19 protein-coding genes are annotated in these 19,574 nt (G+C 65.6%); 9 read left to right on the top strand and 10 right to left on the bottom strand.

Annotated features, from left to right (window positions below; genetic code table 11):
* Nucleotides 1-42 precede the first annotated feature (42 nt).
* A complete protein-coding gene (locus G6N43_RS04260) occupies nt 43-894 on the top strand; it encodes a TIGR03619 family F420-dependent LLM class oxidoreductase (protein ID WP_083154869.1) in 852 nt (283 codons plus the stop codon).
* A gap of 11 nt (nt 895-905) precedes the next feature.
* Here G6N43_RS04260 and G6N43_RS04255 read toward each other — a convergent pair whose 3' ends face one another.
* Both G6N43_RS04255 and G6N43_RS04250 read right to left on the bottom strand, forming a co-directional pair.
* On the bottom strand, nt 906-1,331 hold the full coding sequence (locus tag G6N43_RS04255; protein ID WP_083154871.1) for a VOC family protein: 426 nt from the start codon (nt 1,329-1,331) through the stop codon (nt 906-908).
* Nucleotides 1,332-1,333: 2 nt separating this feature from the next.
* On the bottom strand, nt 1,334-2,104 hold the full coding sequence (locus G6N43_RS04250) for an SDR family NAD(P)-dependent oxidoreductase (RefSeq protein WP_083154873.1): 771 nt from the start codon (nt 2,102-2,104) through the stop codon (nt 1,334-1,336).
* 88 nt (nt 2,105-2,192) lie between these two features.
* Here G6N43_RS04250 and G6N43_RS04245 point away from each other — a divergent pair, with 88 nt between their 5' ends.
* Nucleotides 2,193-2,864, top strand: coding sequence for a nitroreductase family protein (locus tag G6N43_RS04245; RefSeq protein WP_083154875.1), 672 nt, complete (start codon nt 2,193-2,195; stop codon nt 2,862-2,864).
* Nucleotides 2,865-2,867: 3 nt separating this feature from the next.
* On the opposite strand, the gene G6N43_RS04240 is transcribed toward G6N43_RS04245, so the two are convergent.
* From G6N43_RS04240 to G6N43_RS04230, 3 genes are all read right to left on the bottom strand, one after another.
* The gene (locus G6N43_RS04240; protein ID WP_083154877.1) at nt 2,868-3,728 is read right to left on the bottom strand and encodes an SDR family NAD(P)-dependent oxidoreductase; all 861 of its coding nucleotides are present in this window, start codon (nt 3,726-3,728) and stop codon (nt 2,868-2,870) included.
* 11 nt (nt 3,729-3,739) lie between these two features.
* Nucleotides 3,740-4,483: an SDR family NAD(P)-dependent oxidoreductase gene (locus G6N43_RS04235; RefSeq protein ID WP_083154879.1), complete on the bottom strand. Its 744-nt coding sequence runs from the start codon at nt 4,481-4,483 to the stop codon at nt 3,740-3,742.
* Between the two features lie 89 nt (nt 4,484-4,572).
* Nucleotides 4,573-5,577, bottom strand: a complete 1,005-nt coding sequence (locus G6N43_RS04230) for a phosphotransferase enzyme family protein (RefSeq protein ID WP_083154881.1) — start codon at nt 5,575-5,577, stop codon at nt 4,573-4,575.
* Nucleotides 5,578-5,651: 74 nt separating this feature from the next.
* On the opposite strand from G6N43_RS04230, the gene G6N43_RS04225 reads away from it, so the two are divergent.
* A complete protein-coding gene (locus tag G6N43_RS04225; protein WP_083155010.1) occupies nt 5,652-6,953 on the top strand; it encodes an aspartate aminotransferase family protein in 1,302 nt (433 codons plus the stop codon).
* Here the strand turns inward: G6N43_RS04225 and G6N43_RS04220 are convergent.
* From G6N43_RS04220 to G6N43_RS04205, 4 genes are all read right to left on the bottom strand, one after another.
* Nucleotides 6,950-8,551 (bottom strand): GMC family oxidoreductase, encoded by a 1,602-nt coding sequence (locus G6N43_RS04220; protein ID WP_110810482.1) that lies wholly within the window; start codon nt 8,549-8,551, stop codon nt 6,950-6,952. The genes G6N43_RS04225 and G6N43_RS04220 overlap by 4 nt on opposite strands.
* A gap of 68 nt (nt 8,552-8,619) precedes the next feature.
* Complete coding sequence (locus G6N43_RS04215; RefSeq protein WP_083154885.1) at nt 8,620-9,219, bottom strand: TetR/AcrR family transcriptional regulator; 600 nt, start codon at nt 9,217-9,219, stop codon at nt 8,620-8,622.
* 17 nt (nt 9,220-9,236) lie between these two features.
* Nucleotides 9,237-12,110, bottom strand: coding sequence for an MMPL/RND family transporter (locus G6N43_RS04210; protein WP_083154887.1), 2,874 nt, complete (start codon nt 12,108-12,110; stop codon nt 9,237-9,239).
* Complete coding sequence (locus G6N43_RS04205) at nt 12,107-12,544, bottom strand: MmpS family transport accessory protein (RefSeq protein ID WP_083154889.1); 438 nt, start codon at nt 12,542-12,544, stop codon at nt 12,107-12,109. Before G6N43_RS04205 ends, G6N43_RS04210 begins: the two co-directional genes overlap by 4 nt.
* Nucleotides 12,545-12,969: 425 nt before the next feature.
* Between G6N43_RS04205 and G6N43_RS04200 the strand changes: the two genes are divergently transcribed.
* The 4 genes from G6N43_RS04200 to gluQRS all read left to right on the top strand — a co-directional run bounded on the left by G6N43_RS04200 (nt 12,970) and on the right by gluQRS (nt 15,833).
* Nucleotides 12,970-14,043, top strand: coding sequence for an ATP-dependent DNA ligase (locus tag G6N43_RS04200; protein WP_083154891.1), 1,074 nt, complete (start codon nt 12,970-12,972; stop codon nt 14,041-14,043).
* Nucleotides 14,044-14,056: 13 nt separating this feature from the next.
* On the top strand, nt 14,057-14,476 hold the full coding sequence (locus G6N43_RS04195) for a hypothetical protein (protein WP_083155012.1): 420 nt from the start codon (nt 14,057-14,059) through the stop codon (nt 14,474-14,476).
* 102 nt (nt 14,477-14,578) lie between these two features.
* Nucleotides 14,579-14,947, top strand: coding sequence for a hypothetical protein (locus G6N43_RS04190; RefSeq protein ID WP_083154893.1), 369 nt, complete (start codon nt 14,579-14,581; stop codon nt 14,945-14,947).
* Nucleotides 14,948-14,960: 13 nt separating this feature from the next.
* A complete protein-coding gene (gene gluQRS, locus G6N43_RS04185; protein WP_083154895.1) occupies nt 14,961-15,833 on the top strand; it encodes a tRNA glutamyl-Q(34) synthetase GluQRS in 873 nt (290 codons plus the stop codon).
* Between the two features lie 86 nt (nt 15,834-15,919).
* Here the strand turns inward: gluQRS and G6N43_RS04180 are convergent, their stop codons facing one another.
* Nucleotides 15,920-17,242 carry an acetyl-CoA hydrolase/transferase family protein gene (locus G6N43_RS04180; RefSeq protein WP_083154897.1) on the bottom strand — a complete coding sequence of 441 codons (1,323 nt, stop codon included), beginning with the start codon at nt 17,240-17,242 and terminating at the stop codon, nt 15,920-15,922.
* 95 nt (nt 17,243-17,337) lie between these two features.
* On the opposite strand from G6N43_RS04180, the gene G6N43_RS04175 reads away from it, so the two are divergent.
* A complete protein-coding gene (locus tag G6N43_RS04175) occupies nt 17,338-18,792 on the top strand; it encodes an ABC transporter permease subunit (RefSeq protein WP_083154898.1) in 1,455 nt (484 codons plus the stop codon).
* Nucleotides 18,789-19,544: an amino acid ABC transporter ATP-binding protein gene (locus tag G6N43_RS04170; protein ID WP_083154900.1), complete on the top strand. Its 756-nt coding sequence runs from the start codon at nt 18,789-18,791 to the stop codon at nt 19,542-19,544. Before G6N43_RS04175 ends, G6N43_RS04170 begins: the two co-directional genes overlap by 4 nt.
* Nucleotides 19,545-19,574 lie beyond the last annotated feature (30 nt).

The raw sequence follows: 19,574 nt of genomic DNA, 5'->3' as shown, positions 1-19,574 counted from the left end.
TGTACGATCGTACAGCACGCTATCCACGCATAGGGAGAGTCGATGGACATCGGATTCGTCAGCCTGAACACGCCGCATGATCTCGCCCCCGGCGATCTGGCAAAGGAACTGGAACAGCGCGGGTTCGAGTCGCTGTGGGTCGGCGAGCATCCTCAGATCCCGGTGTCGTCTGGGGGTGCCATGCCTTTGGCGCTGCTGCACGCACAACAGCGGATGTGGGATCCGTTGCTGTCGCTGACCGCCGCGGCACAGTCAACCACCACGCTCCGTCTCGGCACTGCCGTAGCGCTGCCTCTCGAGCACGAGTTGTTCACCTTCGCAAAGCAGATCGCGACGCTGGACCAGTTCAGCGGCGGTAGGCTGCTGCTCGGCGTCGGGGTCGGGGTACGAGCGGAACTCGCCGTCGTCAATCCGGTTCCATGGGCGGACCGTTACTGGGCGCTGACCGAAATGGTCGCCGCGCTGCGGGTGCTGTGGACCGCTGACGAAGCCGAACACCATGGCGACTTCTACGATTTCGACCCGGTGTGGTGTCATCCCAAACCGCATCAGCAGCAGGGTCCGCCGCTGCTGGTGGCGGCCACCGGACCGAGGGCTGTCGCAGAAAGCCTCCCGTGGGCCGACGGGTGGCTTCCCGGTGACGCGGCATTCGGGGATGTGTCGCAGGCGCTGAGCGACTTCCGGCGTCGTGCAGAAGACGCGGGCCGCGACCCGGCGACCCTCGACCTGACCATCATGGCCTGGGGTGACCCGTCGGCCAATCGCCTCTCGCGTTATCGCGACCTCGGATTCAACCGGGCGGTGATCGGCGGCGGTCGCCGCGACGGCAATGACCCCTCGACCACACTTCCGTTCCTCGACCGCTACGCCGCGATGATCGACGAACTGCGCTGATTCACACCGGTTCACACCGGAATTGGCCGCACCTTCTCGTTGACCAACTCAATCAGCTGGCCGTCGGGGTCCCTGACCATGGCGGCGAAGCCTCCGCCCGGGTCGGCGACCACACTCCCCCCGGCGTCGGTCACCGCCGCCTGTGCCGCCGGCAGATCGGGCACCGCGATCGAAAGGTGCGTCAACCCGGCGCCCACCATCCCACGTTCGGGTTCATCGGGTGCCGGATAGCCGGAGAACGTCAGCAATTGCAGGATGACACCGTCGTTGCGCAGGTACACCGCCTCGAACCCGATCGGCGGCGCCAGGCCGAGCAGGCCCTGGGCCATCTGGTCGGGCACGGTGAGGCGCTTCACCTCGGTGAAGCCAAGGGCGGCATAGAACTTCAGGGACGCGTCGAGGTCTCGCACCCGGAGACCGATGTGGCTGACGTTCATCGTCAGACCCCCGCCGGGCCGGGTCCGCCGTGCATGTACAGCGTCTGCCCTGAGCAGTAACTGGACGCATCCGAGGCGAAGAACAGTACGCCATAGCCGATCTCTTCGGGTTCGGCGATCCGGCCCGACCCGTTCGTCTGGCCGATCATGTCGATGTCGAATCCCTGCCGCCGCGCGTCGGCTTCAAGGCCCGGGGTACGGACCGCACCGCAGGCGATGCAGTTGACCCGCACGCCCTTTCGCGTCCATGCCGCGGCCATCGATCCGGTCAGGTTCTGCAAACCGGCCTTGGCCGCACCGTAGATCGGCGCCTGCGGCATAGCCAACAAGCCGGCTCCCGAGGAGATGTTGACGATCGCACCCTTACCCTGCGCGATCATCGGCTTTGCCGCGGCGCGCGACAGATACCACGCGCTGGACAGATTGAGGTCCAGCACCTGGTGCCACTCCTCGTCCGTCCACTTCATCAGCGACTTCGTCTCGCCGCCACCTGCGTTGTTGAGCAGCACATCGACACGTCCGAACTCGCCGAGCGCCGCATCGATCAGGGCCTGACAGTCGTCAGCCTTTGTCACGTCCGTCGGAACGGCGAGAGCCCGTCGGCCGAGCGCCTCAACCTCGCGCGCCGTTTCCTTGAGGGGCTCGGCCCTGCGCCCCGCGAGCACGACGTCAGCACCGTGTTCAGCCAGCACGAGCGCCGAAGCCCGCCCGATACCGGTGCCTCCCCCCGTGATGACGGCGACCTTGCCTGCCATCGAAAATCTGTTACTCACAGAGTCACTCCCGCCTTCCCAGTCAGATGCAATACGACTGTACAGCATGGCCCTCGACATCAGCGGATGAGTCGAGTAAATAGATGGAATGCCGCATCCCACCGATGACGTCTGGGAAGTTCTTTCGACCGCTCGCTCGATCCGGCGGTTCACCGACGAGCCCGTTCCCCCAGAGATGCTGGAACGCTGCCTGCAGGCCGCCACCTGGGCGCCGAACGGGGCGAACGCCCAGCTGTGGCGCTTCATCGTGCTCGATGCGCCCGAACAGCGTACCGCCGTCGCCGAGGCCGCGCAGATCGCCTTGCAGTCAATCGAATCCATCTACGGCATGACACGGCCAGACCCCGCCGACAACAGCCGCGCCGCGCGCAACAATCGCGCCACCTACGAGTTGCACGACCGCGCAGGCGAATTCACCTCGGTGTTATTCGTTGCGTTCAAGAACGAGTTCTCCTCGGAGTTCCTGCAGGGCGGCTCGATCTATCCGGCGATGCAGAACTTCTACCTCGCGGCCCGCGCCCAAGGGCTCGGCGCGTGCATGACCAGTTGGGCCTCGTACGACGGCGAGAAGGCGTTGCGCGCCGCCGTCGGTGTACCCGACGAATGGTTCCTGGCCGGACACGTCGTCGTCGGCTGGCCGCGCGGCCGACACGGGCCCGTCCGTCGCCGTCCGTTGTCCGACGTCGTGTTCCACAACCGCTGGGATCCCGACCACGCCGACATCACCTACGGCAGGGGCGCTCGGCCCCGGGGCAAGTGAGCGCTACCGCATCACATGCCCATACTGCTGGTGCGGGTGAACATCGAAAAGCTCACGGTAGGAGGGTGGTTGGCGTCCTCCCTCGTCGGTGATCCCGTACTTGACGGCCAGTTCGGCGCCGATCAGCGTCTGCCCGGTGACGGCCATGACCTCCGGATCGCGGAACAGCTCCCAGATCACGTGCCCGGTCAGTTCCGGCGTCTCAGCGGTCTCGAGGATGTGGCCGAACTTCTCGGGATTGCTTGCGATGATCGCGCGGACCCGGTCGGTCAGCAGCGAGCCCATCCATATCGAGACGGCGGCGATCCCGGTGTCTTTGAAGTCGAACGCCATATCGGCCGCCATCTTGTCGACACCCGCCTTCGGGACTCCGTAGGCCGGCCCGAAGGCGTAATGCACAGCACCCGACGATGACGTGAAGACGACCAGACCCTTGCCGTGCGGCACCATCAGGGGCGCGGCATACACGGTCGCCACATAACTGCTGCGCAGTCCGACGTTGAGCGTATCGATGACGTTGATCGGTTCTTCCCAGAACTTGGTGCGCCCCATCATCTCGTCGCGGATGATCGCGGCGTTGTTGACCAGGATGTCGATGCGGCCCTGCTCGCGCGCCACCTGCTCGAAGAATGCGGAGACCTGGTCGTCGTCAGCGTGATCGACCGGTACGGGGATGCCGACACCCCCCGCGGCGCTGACTATTTCGGCTGTCTCGCCGATGGTTCCGCGCACAGTTCCATCGCTCGCGACGGTGCGGCCCGTTACGTAGACGATGCAACCGTGCGCTCCCAGCGCATGTGCGATTCCGGCGCCTGCGCCGCGGCTCGCTCCCGTCACCACGGCGACCGGTCGATTCTCAGTCATGCCGACTCCTTTCAGACCACCGCACCGCCGTTGACTCCGATGACCTGTCCGGTGATGTATCCGGCGCTGTCCGAGCACAGGAACGAGCACACGCCCGCCACATCCTCGGGGCCGCCGACCCGGCCTGCCGGAATAGCCTGCGTCAGGTACTCGTCCGGCGGAAGTTTGCCTTCGGCCTGCTGCTGGCGCAGCATCGGTGTCTCAATGGCGAACGGCGGCACGGAGTTCGCGGTGATGCCGTACCGGGCGTAGTCGCGCGCGACAGTCTTGGTCATTGCGATGACGCCGCCCTTGGTCGCCGAATAGTGCCCCTGCTTCGGCCCACCCTGCTGCCCCGCGGCGGACGAGATCGTCACGACCCTGCCCCAGCCCGCTGCGACCATGTCGGACAGTGCGGCCCGGATGCTCAGGAATGTCCCGGTCAGGTTGACTGCGAGATACCTGTTCCATTCGTCGACGGTGATCTTGTCGAAGCGGGTGAAGCCGCCGATAGCGGCACTGGTCACCAGGATCGCGACGGGACCGAATTCGGCTCGGACAGCGGCGAATGCGCGCTCAACCGCTGCCTCGTCTGCCACATCGACCGCCACGGCGATGGCCTGCGCACCGCGTCCGCGCAAGTCCGCGGCGAGTTTCTCAGCGGCATCAGCGTCGACGTCCAGCACGCCGACTCGGTGACCGTCCGCGGCCAGCCCAGTGCAGATTGCCTCACCCAGACCCGACGCGCCGCCGGTCACCACCGCCACTCGACTCACCGCTGCTCCTCGCCTCGCTGTACGAATGTATAGCACACCGCGACTCGGGTAACCAATGGTTGGACATGCGGCGACGAAGCGCGAGACGACTAGGCGTAGATGGCGCCGCGCAACCAGTCCCGGTCGCCGAGGTAGCGACCCGCGAGTTGCGCTGTGCGCTCGGCGAAACCGTCGGCGAACTCGATTGCGCTGTCGGCGAAGGCATGCGATGCCACCCATGCGGTGAGTTGCAGCCTGCGCAGCATCACGAACGAGGGGATCATCTCGAGATGCTCGGCGGGTAATTTTCGCTGCTCTTGATAGCCCGAGAGCCACCCTGCGATCATCGTCTCGGCCACCGGCGTGTCCTCGATGAACGACACCACAGCGCCGAGATCGGCGAGATGCCATGACCAGCCACAGTCGTCGAAGTCGATCACGGTGATGGGACCGTTCGGGACCTGCGGGTCGATCATCAGGTTCGCCATCCGCAGGTCCGCGTGGATCAAGCCGAATCGATCTGGAGTACAACCGAATTCGCTGAGGCGGCGCTGTAGCTCCGCGACGGTTCGTTCGAGCGTGGCCTCGTCGGCGGCGCTCAACCCGGGAGCGTCGCGCCAATTACCCCATCGACCGTTGGGGCCGATCATCGAGTCGAGGTCCCAGGAGAAGCGCGTGAAGTAGGACGGTGCCTCCCACTGCTGGACGTGATCGTGCATGGTGGCGGTGATCCGGCCGAGCTGGTCGAAGCCGACCGCCTCCGGCATCTCCTCCGCCGTGCAGCCGGTGATGAACGTCACGGCGTCGACGTTGAGCGGCAGCTCGTTGCGTACCACCGCGACCACCTCGCTGCCGTCCTGCGCCGGGACGAGCTGCGGCGTCACCACGTCGGTCTGCTCGCGCAGCGCCGCCATCCAGGCCAGCTCCGAGCGGATCGCGTCCAGCGAGTGGTAATCGGCCCGGTGCACCCGCAGCACCAGCGGATCGCCGTCGTCCACCAGGTACGTGGCGTTCTCCGACAGGCTGAGCAGGCGTAACGGCGCGTCGGGGGCCCGCCCGTAGGACGGCAGGGCTGCGCGCGCGTACAGATCGTGATCGGCGGGGAGTCCTGACACTCCCACAGTGTGACCCACGCGGGCCGATGCAGCAGACTGACAGCAATCATCTGCGTATGCCGGAGGCACTGGCCGTGAGCTTCTCGAACATCATGGACTCCAACAGCTACTCGGCGGGGTCGGGTGGTGATCCGCTGATCGCCGACCGTGAACGGGTCCTCGGCCCCGCCTACCGGCTGTTCTACGACCGTCCGGTGCACCTGGTCCGTGGGCAGGGCAGCCATCTGTTCGACGCCGACGGCGAGCGCTATCTCGACGCCTACAACAACGTGGCCAGCGTCGGGCACTGCCATCCGCACGTGGTGGAGGCGGTGTCGCGGCAGATGGCGACGCTGAACACGCACACCCGTTACCTGCACCGCGGCATCGTCGAGTACTCCGAGCGGCTGCTGGCCACGATGCCCGACGAAGTGGATCGGGTCATGTACGCCTGCACCGGGTCCGAAGCGAACGACCTGGCGCTACGCGTTGCCGAGATGCGTTCCGGTGCAACGGGTGTCATCATCACCCGCGACGCCTACCACGGCAACACGGCACTGGTGACCGCGATCTCGCCGTCGCTCGGCGGTGCGACCATCATCGGGCCCAATGTGCGGATCGTCGACCCACCCGATACCTACCGCATACCCGCGGACCAACTCGCCACCCGCTTCGCGGCGGACGTGGCGCGAGCCGCCGACGATCTGACGGCGTCCGGCTACGGTGTCAGTGCCCTGATCGTGGACACCGTCTTCTCGTCCGACGGCATCTACACCGACACCTCGGCGCTCGGACCCGCCGTCGCCGAACTGCGCGCCCGCGGCGGGGTGTTCATCGCCGACGAGGTGCAGCCTGGATTCGCGCGCACGGGTGACGCGATGTGGGGTTTCGACCGCCACGGCGTCGTGCCCGACATCGTGACCACGGGCAAGCCGATGGGTAATGGCATCCCGATCGCCGCGATGGCCGCGCGTGCGGACGTGCTCGAACCGTTCGCGGTGGGTGTCGCGTACTTCAACACCTTCGGCGGCAACCCGGTGTCGATCGCCGCGGCGTCGGCGGTTCTCGACGTGATCGAAAACGAGGGGTTGATGGCCAACGCCGCGACCGTGGGGCAAGCCCTGCGGACGCATTTGGCGGAAATCGACGATCCCCGGTTGGGCGACGTCCGCGGCGCGGGCCTCTACGTGGGCGTCGAGATCGTCGCCGATCCCGAGACGAAGACGCCCGACCGCGAGCAGGCCCGTCGGCTCGTCAACGCGCTGCGGGAGCGGCGTGTGCTGATCTCGGTGTGCGGCCACGACGGCAATGTCCTGAAGATCCGTCCACCGCTGGTGTTTTCGATGTCCGACGTCGACTGGTTTGTCACCGAATTCACGGCCGCCCTCGGCATCTAGCGCCCGTGCAGTATGAAATCCGCTGCGCGCCAAGCCATCGCCATCACCGGTCCGTTGAGGTTCCCCGCGACCATGGTCGGCATCACCGAGCAGTCCACCACGCGTAATCCGTCGACTCCCCTCACACGCAACTGGCTGTCGACGACGTCGTCCTCATTCGGGCCCATGGCGCACGTGCCAACGGCGTGATAGCCGCAGTAGCCGCCGTCGAGCGCCGCGTCCACCAGCTCCTCATCACTGCTCACCTCGGGTCCGGGATACGTTTCGTGGCTTATCCGTTCGGCGATCGGCGACTGGTCGAAGATCGACCGCATCGTGCGCAGCAGGTTCGCCGTCGCCGCGCGGTCGTCCGCGGTCTGCAAGTAGTTCGGGGTGATACGCAGGGGACCGGCCGGATCCGCGGAGGTGATCTCGACAAACCCCTGCGAGGTGGGGCGCAGCACCATGCCCAGGCAGGAGATCCCCGGTTCCCGCTCGATGACGACCGGCTCGCCGGTGTTGTACGGCGGTAGCGTCCAAGGTCCCATCATGACCTGCCCGCCCGGCCGTTCGGCACCCGGTTGCGCCTTGACGAAGCCGACGACGTCGAAGGACGGCGCCGCGAGCGGACCCTTGCGAGTGGCGAGGTACTTCATGCCGGTGAGGGCCTGCCCCAGGCTGGTGGCCAGGCGCTTGTTGTAGCCCAGGTCCTCTTTCAAGCGATACCGCAAAGTGGCGCAGCGATGTTCACGCATCCTGCGGCCGACGTTCTCCCGTTCGAGGCGTACGGGCACGCCGGCGCGGGTCAGCACCTCATGTGGGCCGATACCCGAAAGCTGCAGCAGCCGTGGCGAGTTCAGGCTGCCGAGGGCGATGATCACCTCGCGGGTGGCCCTGATCTCTTCGGTGCCCTCGCCGGTCGCCACTTCGAAGCCCACCGCGCGGTCGTCGTCGAACACCACCCGCCGCGCGGTGACTCCGGTGCGAACCTCCAGATTGGGCCGACGCAGTGCGGGTTTGAGAAATGCGGTGGCCGCGCTGACGCGACGTCCGTCGCGGATCGTTGAGGTGGCATAGCCGATCCGCGCCTCGTCGGACTCGTTTATGTCCTGCACCCGGCTCAGCCCAATGCCGGTCGCGGCCTCGATCATCTCCTCGCACAAGGGGTCCGGGTCGCGCGGTACGGAAACGTGCAGCGGGCCGCCGACACCGCGGCTGGCGGTTGCCCCGAACTCGTTGTCCTCGAAGGTCTTGAAGATCGGCAGGATGTCGTCCCAGCCCCATCCCTTGTTGCCGAGACGCTCGAGGCCGTCGTAGTCCGCGCGGTTACCGCGGTTGTAGATCATCCCGTTGATCGAGCTCGAGCCCCCGATCACCTTGCCGCGCATCCACTGCTCGACATGGGGTTTGGGGCCGAACGGCGTCGTCTCGTAGTGCCACATGAACTTCTCGCTGTCGAACAGCTTTCCCGACCCTTTGGGGATGTGCAGCCACGGGCTGCGGTCGGGACCGCCCGCCTCGAGCAGCAGCACGCTGATCCCCGGGTCCTTCGACAAGCGGTTCGCCAACACGCAGCCTGCCGATCCGGCCCCGGCGATGATGTAGTCGTAGCGCGTCACTGCAGCCCCTCTTCCCACCATCCTGTACGAGCGTATAGTACGCCGAGAAGTCCGACGAAGGAACCGACTCAGTCCTCGACGGCGGGCAGCACCAACGTGTCGATCACCTGCCGCACGTATGCGGAATCGACCCGTTGCCCCCGGATCACCCGCAGCAGGCTCATCGCGGTGGCGACGTCGGCGATCAAGGCCAAGTCCTTCTCGGCGGCGATCTCGCCGCGGGCCTGGGCTTGACGCAGGATCGCCGAGATGACGCGCGGCCCCCGCAACAGCATCAGGTGATCCAGCGCGGACGCCAGTTCCGGATCGTTGGCGGCCTCGACCGCGACGCGCAGGATCAGGTCGTTCGTCACGAGGGATTCGTCGTTGCGTTTCACACGCTCGACGAGCTCGTCGAAATCCCCACGCAGGCTTCCGGTGTCGGGAGCGCTGTTGTCGAGCAGATCGGGCCGCCAATAGACCAGGGCGTCGGCCATCAAGGCCGCCTTCGACGACCAACGCCGATAGATCGCCGCCTTTCCGACCCCCGCGCGCTCGGCCACGTCGTTCATGTTGGTGGCGTCGTAACCCTTCTCCGTCAGGCAGGCCAGGGCGGCATCGAGGATCGCGGGGTCGCGCGACCGGTCCAACCGGCCGTCCGTGCGCCGCCGCAGTTTCGATTCCGACATCGCGTGAGCCCCGGTTTTCACTGCATCGCCGATTCGGTGATCGGTGCGGTATCCGCCTGCCGCTCGTCCGTTCGGCGATACCGATCGAGGATCCGGAAGGTGTTCAGCGGCCACCAGAACCAGCGGCCGAGCGCCGCCGCGATCGAGGGCGTCATGAAGGACCTAACGATCAGGGTGTCGACGAGAAGCCCGATGCCGATCGTCATACCCAACTGGCCCACCACCCGCAGATCGGACACGATCATCGACATCATGGTGAACGCGAAGACCAGCCCCGCAGCGGTCACCACGCGGCCGGTGGCACCCAAGGCGCGAATGATGCCGGTGTTCAGCCCCGCGTGGATCTCCTCTCGGAGCCGCGACACCACCAGCAGGTTGTAGTCGGAGCCGACCGCCAGCAGAATCACTACCGACAGCGGGATGACGATCCACTGCACCCCGAGCCCCAGAATGTCCTGCCAGAGCAGGACGGAAAGACCGCATGCGGTGCCCAACGAGGCCGCGACCGTCCCCACGATCACCAACGCGGCAACCACGCTGCGAGTGATCAACAACATGATCGCAAAGATCAGGATCATCGACGCGATGCAGGCGATGAGCAGGTCGGTTTTCACACCGTTCTGCATATCGGCATAGAGCGACGCGGTTCCCGCAAGCGACACCTTCGCGTTCTCCATCGGAGTGCCTTTGACCGCGTCGGCCACGGCGTCCCTGATGCCTTCGACGTGTTCGATCCCGTCGACCGAGGCGGGATCCCCCTGATGCGTGATGATCATCCGAACGGCCTTGCCGTCGGGAGACACGAACATCTTCAAACCGCGTTCGAAGTCGGGGTTTTGGAACACTTCCGGCGGCAGGTAGAACGAATCGTCGTTCTTGGCCTGATCGAAGTAGTTGCCCATCATCGTCGAGCCCTCGGCGGCCTCCTGCATCTGCTTCTGGATGCCTGCCATGGTGCTGTGGGTCGCCAACATGAAGTCGCGCATGGTCTTCATGGACGCGATCGTGGGCGGCAACACCTCGAGCATCTGCGGCATCAGCACGTCGAGTTGGTCGATGTCACCGGCGAGTCCCTCGAGCTTGCCCGCCAGTTGGTCGATGCCGTCGAGTGAGTCGAACAGTGAGCGCAACGAAAAGCAGATCGGGATGTCGTAGCAGTGCGGTTCCCAGTAGAAGTAGTTGCGTATCGGGCGGAAGAAATCGTCGAAATTCGCGATGTGGTCGCGCAATTCGTTGGTGGTGTCCACCATGTCGTGGGTCCGCGCCGTCATATCATGGGTCACCCCCACGATCTGTTTGGTGATCTCGTACATCCGCTGCATGTTGGCGATGGTCTTACTCAGCTCATCGGCCTGTTCGAGCATCTGTGCGGTGTTGTCGTTGTTGTACTTGGCCGTTTGCAGAGTTGCCGAGTTCTGCATCGCGATCTGGAACGGAATGGAACTGTGCTCTATCGGCGCTCCCAGGGGACGGGTGATGGTCTGCACCCGCTCGATGCCGCGAAGGTGGAAGACGCTCTTGGCAACTCGGTCGATGATGAGCATGTCCGCCGGATTGCGCAGATCGTGATCGGCCTCCAGCATCAGCAGTTCGGGGTTCATCCGCGCCTTCGAGAAGTGCTGCTGGGCGACGGCCATGGCGATGTTGGACGGTAGATCGGCCGGTGTGAACTTGTCGTCGTTGTACTGCGGCACATACGTCATCAGAGCGGCGAACCCGACGACCGCGACGATCGACGTCGCAACGATGACCGGCTTGGGCCACCGGACCACCACCGTGCCGACTTTGCGCCAACCGCGCGTCGCCAGCGCACGTTTGGGATCGAGCAGACCGAATCGGGAACCGACGACCAGAATGGCGGGCGCCAACGTGAGCGCCGCAGCCACAACCACCAGTAACGAGATCGCGCAAGGCAACGCCATACTGGTGAAGTACGGCAGCGTGGTGAACGTCAGGCACATACATGCACCGGCGATCGTCAATCCCGAACCCAGGATGACATGCCACACGCCGTGGTACGCGTCGTAGTAGGCCTCCACCCGATCGAGTCCCCTTGACCTGGCCTCCTGATACCGGCCGAGCAGGAAGATGACGTAGTCCGTGCCGGCGGCGATGACGAGCATCGTCACCATGCTGACCGCATACGGCGTGAGCCCGATGATGTTCAAGTTGCCCGCTGTCGCGGTAACCCCCTGCGCGGCAAAGAGTTCGATACCCACCATCACCAACGCGATGATCGCGGTGGCGATCGAGCGGTAGACGATGAGCAACATGACCAGGATGACGCCGATCGAGACGAGCGCCATCACCGCCAGGCTCTTGTGCCCCGCGATGCTCGTGTCGGCGACGAGGACGGCGTTGCCGGCGACGTGGGCTTGTACCCCCGGGGGCGCAGGCACCGAATCGACGATCTCCCGCACCGCGGCCACCGACTCGTGGCTGGGCGTGGTGCCCTGCGCGCCGGTCAGGAACACCTGAACGTATGCGGCCTTGGCGTCGGGGCTCTGCACGCCGGCGGCGGTCAGCGGGTCACCCCAGAAATCCTGCGCGAACTGCACGTGTTCGTGATCGGCCCGCAGTTTCGCCAGGATCTGGTTGTAGTACTCGTGGGCGCTGTCGCCGAGCTTGTCTTGACCCTCGATCACGACCATGGCCGTTGAGTCGGTGTCGAATTCTTTAAACACCTTGCCGATGTTCATCATTCCTTGGAACGCCACGGAGTTCTTCGGGCTCATCGACACGGAATGTTCGTCGGCGACGGTGTCGAGCGGTGGCGAGACAACGGCGAGCACGGCGGCAAGAGCGACCCAGCCGATGATGATCGGTATCGACAGCGTCCGGATGAGACGCGGGACGATCGCGCGTCGGGGCGTGGAATGCGGTTCGCTCATACGGATTTCACCAGGCAGTAGATGAACGGCTTGTACTCGTCGGTGCTGCGGTCGTCGCGCACCTGACCGTCGACGACGACGCGACACCGCAGATCGGATACGCCGGTGTCGGCCTGGGCGACGATGTTGGCCGACATCGACGGCAATGTGGTGACGATCGTGTACGACCACGGCAGGGTGGCGTCGACGTGGTGCGGTTGGCCGTTCTCGTCGAGATAGTCGACGCTGACCGGTCCGCCCTTTGTCGAACTCGAGATCTCGTAGGTGATGTTCTTCGGATTGAACGGATCGGTGAAACCACCGCCCGCCGCGACGCCTCCGGTCAGCTCATGGCCCCCGATGTCGCCGCGGATGCGCAGTACCGCGTAAGCGCCGAGCGCGACGACCACCACCAGCAGCAGCGGCATCCACGCCTTGGTGAGTAACCGAAACACTCAACCTCCTCGCCCCCGACGACCCCGCACGGAACCCGAGTTCCGTGACGGTGACCGTGGGGGACGTTACTCCGCGGTTCGGGGAGTGTCTCGTCCACGTCCCCGTGGAGGTCGTCGCCCGCTCACCGGCTGCGGTTGAGCCAGGTTTCCAGCTCCTGGGCCGTCGGCGTCAACGAGGCGGCGCCGAGCTCGGTGAACAGGTTGAGTGACGTTCACCGTGTACACCTGGCCGTTCGACCCGGCCAATAGGTCAGCGCAGGCACGTGTTCGTTCGCAGCGAAGCGCACGTGGTAGCCGCCGCCCTGGTCGATGAGGAACCTCAGCTCTGCATCACTTCTCCTTGTGTCGGTAGACATGGACGAACTGTTGGACACGTCAACGGCGCGGAAAGTTTCACGGGGACTGGGCACGGGGACAATGAGGCGATGCGACTGCCCGTGATGCCGCCGGTCTCCCCGATGCTGGCCAAGCCGGTGAAAACGATCCCGCCGGGCGCGTCGTATGAGCCAAAGTGGGACGGCTTTCGGTCCATCTGCTTTCGCGACGCCGTCGAGGTCGAGCTGGGCAGCCGCAACGAACGCCCGATGACCCGCTACTTCCCCGAACTCGTCGCGGCCGCACGCGCCGAACTACCGACACGCTGCGTCGTCGACGGCGAAATCGTCATTGCCACCGCTGCGGGTCTGGATTTCGACGCGCTGCAACAGCGCATCCACCCGGCCGACTCACGCGTGCGGATGCTGGCCGAGAAGACGCCTGCGTCGTTCATCGCGTTCGACCTGCTGGCCCTCAACGACGAGGACTTCACGCAACGGCCGTTTTCCGAACGGCGCGCCGCGCTGGTCGCCGCGTTGGCGGGGTCAGGCCCGTCGATCCACGTCACCCCCGCGACCACTGACCTGCCCACCGCGCAGCGCTGGTTCACCGAGTTCGAGGGCGCCGGTCTCGACGGCCTGATCGCGAAGCCGTTGACGATCACGTATCAGCCCGACAAGCGCGTCATGTTCAAGATCAAGCCCGAGCGGACGGCCGACTGCGTGGTGGCGGGCTACCGGGTGCACAAGTCCGGTGACGACGCGATCGGCTCGCTGCTGCTCGGTCTCTACAAGGACGACGGCACACTCGCGTCGGTGGGTGTCATCGGTGCGTTCCCGATGGCGACCAGGCGCCAGCTTTTCAGCGAATTGCAGCCCCTGGTAACGACATTCGACGAGCACCCGTGGAACTGGGCCGCCCACATGTCGGGTGAGCGCACGCCGCGTCGCAACGAGGGCTCGCGGTGGAATGCGGGAAAGGATCTGTCGTTCGTACCGCTGCGACCCGAACGGGTCGTCGAGGTCCGCTACGACCACATGGAGGGCGAGCGGTTTCGCCACACCGCGCAGTTCAACCGCTGGCGGCCGGACCGCGACCCGCGATCGTGCACGTACGAGCAGCTCGAGCAGCCGGTCACCTTCAGTCTCGGCGATATCGTGCCCGGACTCGGCGCAGACGTGTGATGCTCGCGGGGTGATGATCCGCTCGACGGCAGCGACGACCGCCCTGGTGGCCGTCGCGGTCGCGTTGGCAGGTACGGCGTGGGCGGACGATCGGCTCGACGGCGATTTCACCTTCATCAACGGGCCGATATCGAATACCTGGACCATCACCACGCAGTGCAATCCCGAAGTCACCTGCGGCGGGACGATCTCCTCGTCGACCGGGCTGATCGAACAGATCAACCGGGTGGCCGGCGGCCCGTGGATCGTCGAACGCACCGACGTCCCGAATGGGCGGGTCTGCCCCGACGGGAGCACCGGTCCCGCCGATCTGATGTATTCGTTCGACCCCGCGACGCTGGTCGGCGCGCTCAGCTTCCGGTCGAAGCCCGGCGTCTGCGGTGATCCGGATTGGACGCAGGGCGAGAACCCGATCAGCCTCGTCCCGCAATAATTTGCGATTTCGGCGTGCTGGGTCACTCTCAGCGAGACTTAACACGCCGAAGTCACAGGGAATCGGCAGTTTGGAACCGCCTGACCGGGGCACGCAACCCCTATGTCTGTAACAAGTTTTCAAGACCTCCCGCTGGCCGACCGTGACCGGGAGTGGGACGGCGGCGCCGCCGAGAAGCGGGTGCGCAAGTGGGCCGGCGCGGAGGACGAACCCAACCAGAAGTACCGCGACGCCCACGTCTGGTACGACAGCGACAACAAGGACAACTTCACCGCATACAAGCTGCTGATCGCCGACGTGGTGGACGGCAAGCTGGAGGTCGTGCCGCGCGGGGTGATGGCGGCGGGCGGCATCATGGACGGTGCTCGCGGCGGGGTTGACCTGCCCAAAGAGGATGTCGACCGGGTCAAGAGCCACCTCGCGAAGTACTACAAGAAGATGGCCGAGACGCCGCCCTGGGAGCGCAACTAGCTAGATTGCGGGGGTGAATGCAGGCAGGTTCGCCCCGAGCCCGTCTGCCGATCTGCACATCGGCAATCTGCGCACGGCGGTACTGGCATGGCTGTTCGCCCGGTCGACCGGGCGGCGGTTCCTCGTGCGCGTCGACGATCTCGACGACCGGACCTTCACCGATATCGCCAACCGCCAACTCGACGATCTTGCCGCCATCGGGATCATCTGGGACGAGGAGCCCGAGTGGCAGACACAGCATGCCGACCGCTACGACGCGGCGATCGCGCAACTGGACGAACGCGGGTTGCTGTACGAATGTTATTGCAGCCGAAAGGATATCGCGCAGGCACCGCGGGCTCCGCATGCCCCGCAGGGTGCGTATCCGGGGACGTGCCGCGACCTCACCGACGCCGAACGCTCCGATAAGCGCGCCCAACTGAACCGTCCGCCCGCGCTGCGGCTGCGCACCGACGCGATCACGTACACGGTGCACGATGTGCTGCACGGCGACTACACCGGCATCGTCGACGACTTCGTGGTGCGCCGCGGCGACGGCGTACCGGCGTACAACCTGGCCGTCGTGGTCGACGACGCGGCGCAGGGCATCGACCAGGTGGTCCGGGGTGACGACCTGCTGCCGTCGTCGCCGCGGCAGGCGTACCTCGCGGCACTGCTCGGCTACCCCGAGCCGACGTATGCGCACGTCGCACTGGTGTTGAACGAAGACGGCGCGCGACTGGCCAAACGCGACGGCGCCGTCACGCTCGCCGAAATCGGCGTCGAAACCGCGCTGCGACAGATCGCCGAATCGCTTGGCTACCAAGCGAACACCGTCGAGGATATGCTGGGCCAGTTCGACCCGGCGAAGCTGCCGCGTCACCCGTGGATCTACACCCCCCATTAACTCGCGAGCAGACGCCAACTCCCCCAAAATGTCGGCGTGTTGGGGGTTTTCGCGTCTGCTCGCGGGGCTTGAAGGGACTTAGAGGGTCACCCGACCGGTGAACGACCCTTCGCCGCCCGCTCCGCCGCGGCCAACAACTCGTCACGAAACTGCGGATGCGCGATCGCCGCGAGTGCCTCACCGCGCTCGGCGACCGTCTTGCCCTCCAACTCGGCGGCGCCGTATTCGGTGATGATGACGTCGACGTGGTGGCGCGGCGTCGTGATCACCGCACCGGGCCCGAACCACGGCACGATCCGCGACTGCAACGTGCCGTCCTTGGTGAACGTCGACGGCAGGCAGATCAGCGAGCGGTCCGACAACTCTAGCCCGGCGCCGGCCACGAAATCCTCGGCGCCGCCGATACCGCTGAACTGATCGCCGTTGAGGGTGTCGGCGACGACCTGACCCTGGATGTCGACCGCCAATGCGCCGTTGATCGACACCATGTTGTGGTTGGCGGCGATCACCTCGGGCGAGTTGACGATCTCGACCGGCAGGAACGCCACGTCGGAGTTGTCGTCCAGCCATGCGTACAGCTCAGACGAGCCGAACGCGAACGTCGTCACGCTCTTCCCGAGGTACTGCCCTTTGCGTGCGTTGCTGATCTTGCCCGCGCGATGCAGGTGCATGCAGCCGTCGGTGAACATCTCGCTGTGCAGCCCGTAGTCGCCGCCGTCGCCCTCGGCCAACAGCGTGGCGATCTGGTTGGGGATCGACCCGATCCCCGTCTGCAGCGTCGCGCCGACCGGGATGAAGCCGACGGCGTGCTGCGCGATCGCCTTGTCGACGTCGGTGGGCGGCACGTCGCCGCCGGGCAGCGCGAGCGGGGCGTCCGTCGAATGCACGAGGACGTCGATCTCGTCGACGTGCAGCGCGTGGCGATTGCCCTCACCCAACCCGAAGGTACGCGGGTAGGCGTCGGAGACCTCGACGATCAGCAGCCGATCGGAATCGGCACCGGCGCGGCGCAATTCGCCGATCGTGCCGCCGGCGTGCAGCGATAGCGAGCACCAGCCGTCGGCGTCGGGCGGCGTCGCGACCGTCGTCATCACACGCGGTCGTTGCCGCTCCAACAGCGGCCCGAAGCGCCGAAAGTCCGCGGGCGCGAACTCGATGTCGGCGCCGCTGTCGCGCAACGCCCGCTCCAGCGGGCCGAAGAAACCAGATCGGTACTGGACGCCCCTGCGGTTAAACAGCTCGGTGAGCACCGCGACCAGTGCGCCGTATACGCGCAGGTCGGTCCAGTCGTCGCGCTCGCCGAGGGCGCGCAGGAACGCCGGCGGCTGACCGGGGCCCAGCGGCATGCCCAGCGTGTCGGCGGGGTGCAAACGGGCAGCGGCCTGCTCGGCGGTGAGCTCCTCGGGCATTTCGCAAGCCAATCACGCCGACCGGCCCGCAACCAACGGCCTCAGCCTGAGCAGAATTATGTCGCAACCCCGCGCCCGATTGCTAACGTCCGCAGGTGCACCATCTACCGAGATCGTTACTCGCAGTCCTGCTGCTGGCGGCGCTGGCGCTGACGGCCTGCGGCTCATCGGGTACCACCAGCAGCAACCCCATCAAATCGGCAGGCGTGCTGCGCGTGGGCACCGAAGGTGTCTACCCGCCGTACTCGTTCCATGACGCGAGCCAGGGTGGCCAACTGGCCGGCTACGACGTCGACGTCGCCAAGGCCGTCGCCGAAAAGCTCGGCGTGGAAGTGGAATTCGTCGAGACGCCGTGGGACGCCATCTTCGCGGCGCTGGAAGCCGACCGCTTCGACATCGTCGCCAACGAGGTCACGATCACCGAGGAGCGCAAGCAGAAATACGACCTCTCCGAGCCCTACTCGATCTCTCAGGGCGTGATCGTCACCCGCAAGGACGACAACTCCATCACGTCGTTGGCGGACCTGAAGGGCAAGCGAACCGCGCAGAACCCCACCAGCAACTGGGCGACCGTCGCACGGAACGCCGGCGCCCAGGTCGAATCTGTCGACGGGTTCTCCCAGGCGATCTCCGTGCTCAACGACGGCCGGGTGGACGCCGTCGTCAACGACAGCATCTCGGTGCTGGCCTATCAGGCCGAACACCCCGACGCCCCGATCAAGGTCGCCGTCCGACTCGACGAGCGCAGCGACCAGGCGTTCGCGGCGCGCAAGGACAGCGGGTTGTTGCCCGAACTGAACAAGGCGCTCGATGAATTGCGCGCCGACGGGACGTTGACCCGGATCTCGGAGAAGTACCTCGACGTGGACCTGTCGAAGGCAGGGCCGACGAGCGCCTGGCAGCTGATCCTCGACAACCTCTGGCCGCTGGCGCGGGCCGCCATCGAGAAGACGATTCCACTGACGATCATCAGCTTCGCGATCGGTCTCGTCATCGCGCTTGTCGTCGCGCTGGCACGGTTGTCGTCGAACCTCGTGATCTCGGGCATCGCGCGGTTCTACATCTCGATCATCCGCGGCACCCCACTGCTGGTGCAGTTGTTCATCGTGTTCTACGCGCTGCCGCAGATCGGTGTGCGGATCGCGCCGTTCCTCGCCGCGATCATCGCGTTCTCGCTCAACGTCGGCGGCTACGCCGCGGAGATCATCCGGTCGGCGATCCTGTCGATCCCGAAGGGGCAGTGGGAGGCAGCGGAAACCATCGGCCTCGATTACGTTGGCGCGCTGCGGCGCATCATCCTGCCGCAGGCCACCCGCGTCGCGGTGCCGCCACTGTCGAACACGTTGATCTCGCTGGTGAAGGACACCTCGCTGGCATCGACCATTCTGGTGACCGAACTGTTTCGAACCGCCCAGAACGTCGCGGCTCCGACCTTCGAGTTCTTCGCGCTCTACGGCACTGCGGCGCTGTACTACTGGATCATCTGCCTGGTGCTCTCGTTCGCACAGAACAGATACGAGCGCCGGCTGGAAAGGTACGTGGCCAGATGACCGAATATCGCGTCAAAGCCGAAGGAGTGCGGAAAGCCTTCGGAGACTTCAAGGTTCTCAACGGCGTCTCGTTCGAGGTGGCACAGGGCACTGCGACGACGATCATCGGGCCGTCCGGTTCGGGGAAGACGACGCTGCTGCGTGCACTCAACGCGCTCGACGTGCCGGATGAAGGGGTGATCCGCGTCGGTGATGTCGAGATCGACTTCTCCAAGCCGGTCGCCAAGGATCAGCTGCGGAAGTATCGTGCGCAGAGCGGCTTCGTATTCCAGTCCCACAACCTCTTTCCGCACAAGACGGTGCTGGAGAACGTCACCGAGGGCCCGATCGTCGTGCAGAAGCGGCCGCGCGAAGAAGTCGAGGCCGAGGCCATCGAGCTACTCGATCAGGTGGGACTGGCCGCCAAGAAGGACCAGTACCCGTTCCAGCTGTCCGGCGGGCAGCAGCAGCGTGTCGGCATCGCACGGGCGCTGGCACTGAAGCCGAAGGTTGTGCTGTTCGACGAGCCGACGTCGGCGCTGGACCCCGAACTGGTCGGCGAGGTGCTGTCGGTGATCAAAGACCTGGCGGTCGAGGGCTGGACGCTGGTGATCGTCACCCACGAAATCCAGTTCGCCAAGCAGGTTTCCGATCAGGTGCTGTTCACCGACCACGGCATCATCCTGGAGAAGGGCCCGCCGTCCGAGGTGATCGGCAATCCGAAGGAGGAGCGCACCCGACAGTTCCTGGAGCGGATCCTCAACCCGCTCTGAACGCCCGAAAGCGTGCGGGAATCTGTGAGA

Source organism: Mycolicibacterium moriokaense (assembly GCF_010726085.1).
Classification (GTDB): domain Bacteria; phylum Actinomycetota; class Actinomycetes; order Mycobacteriales; family Mycobacteriaceae; genus Mycobacterium; species Mycobacterium moriokaense.
The sequence above is the reverse complement of the archived record's forward strand: the minus strand, read 5'-3'. Positions and strand labels throughout refer to the sequence as shown.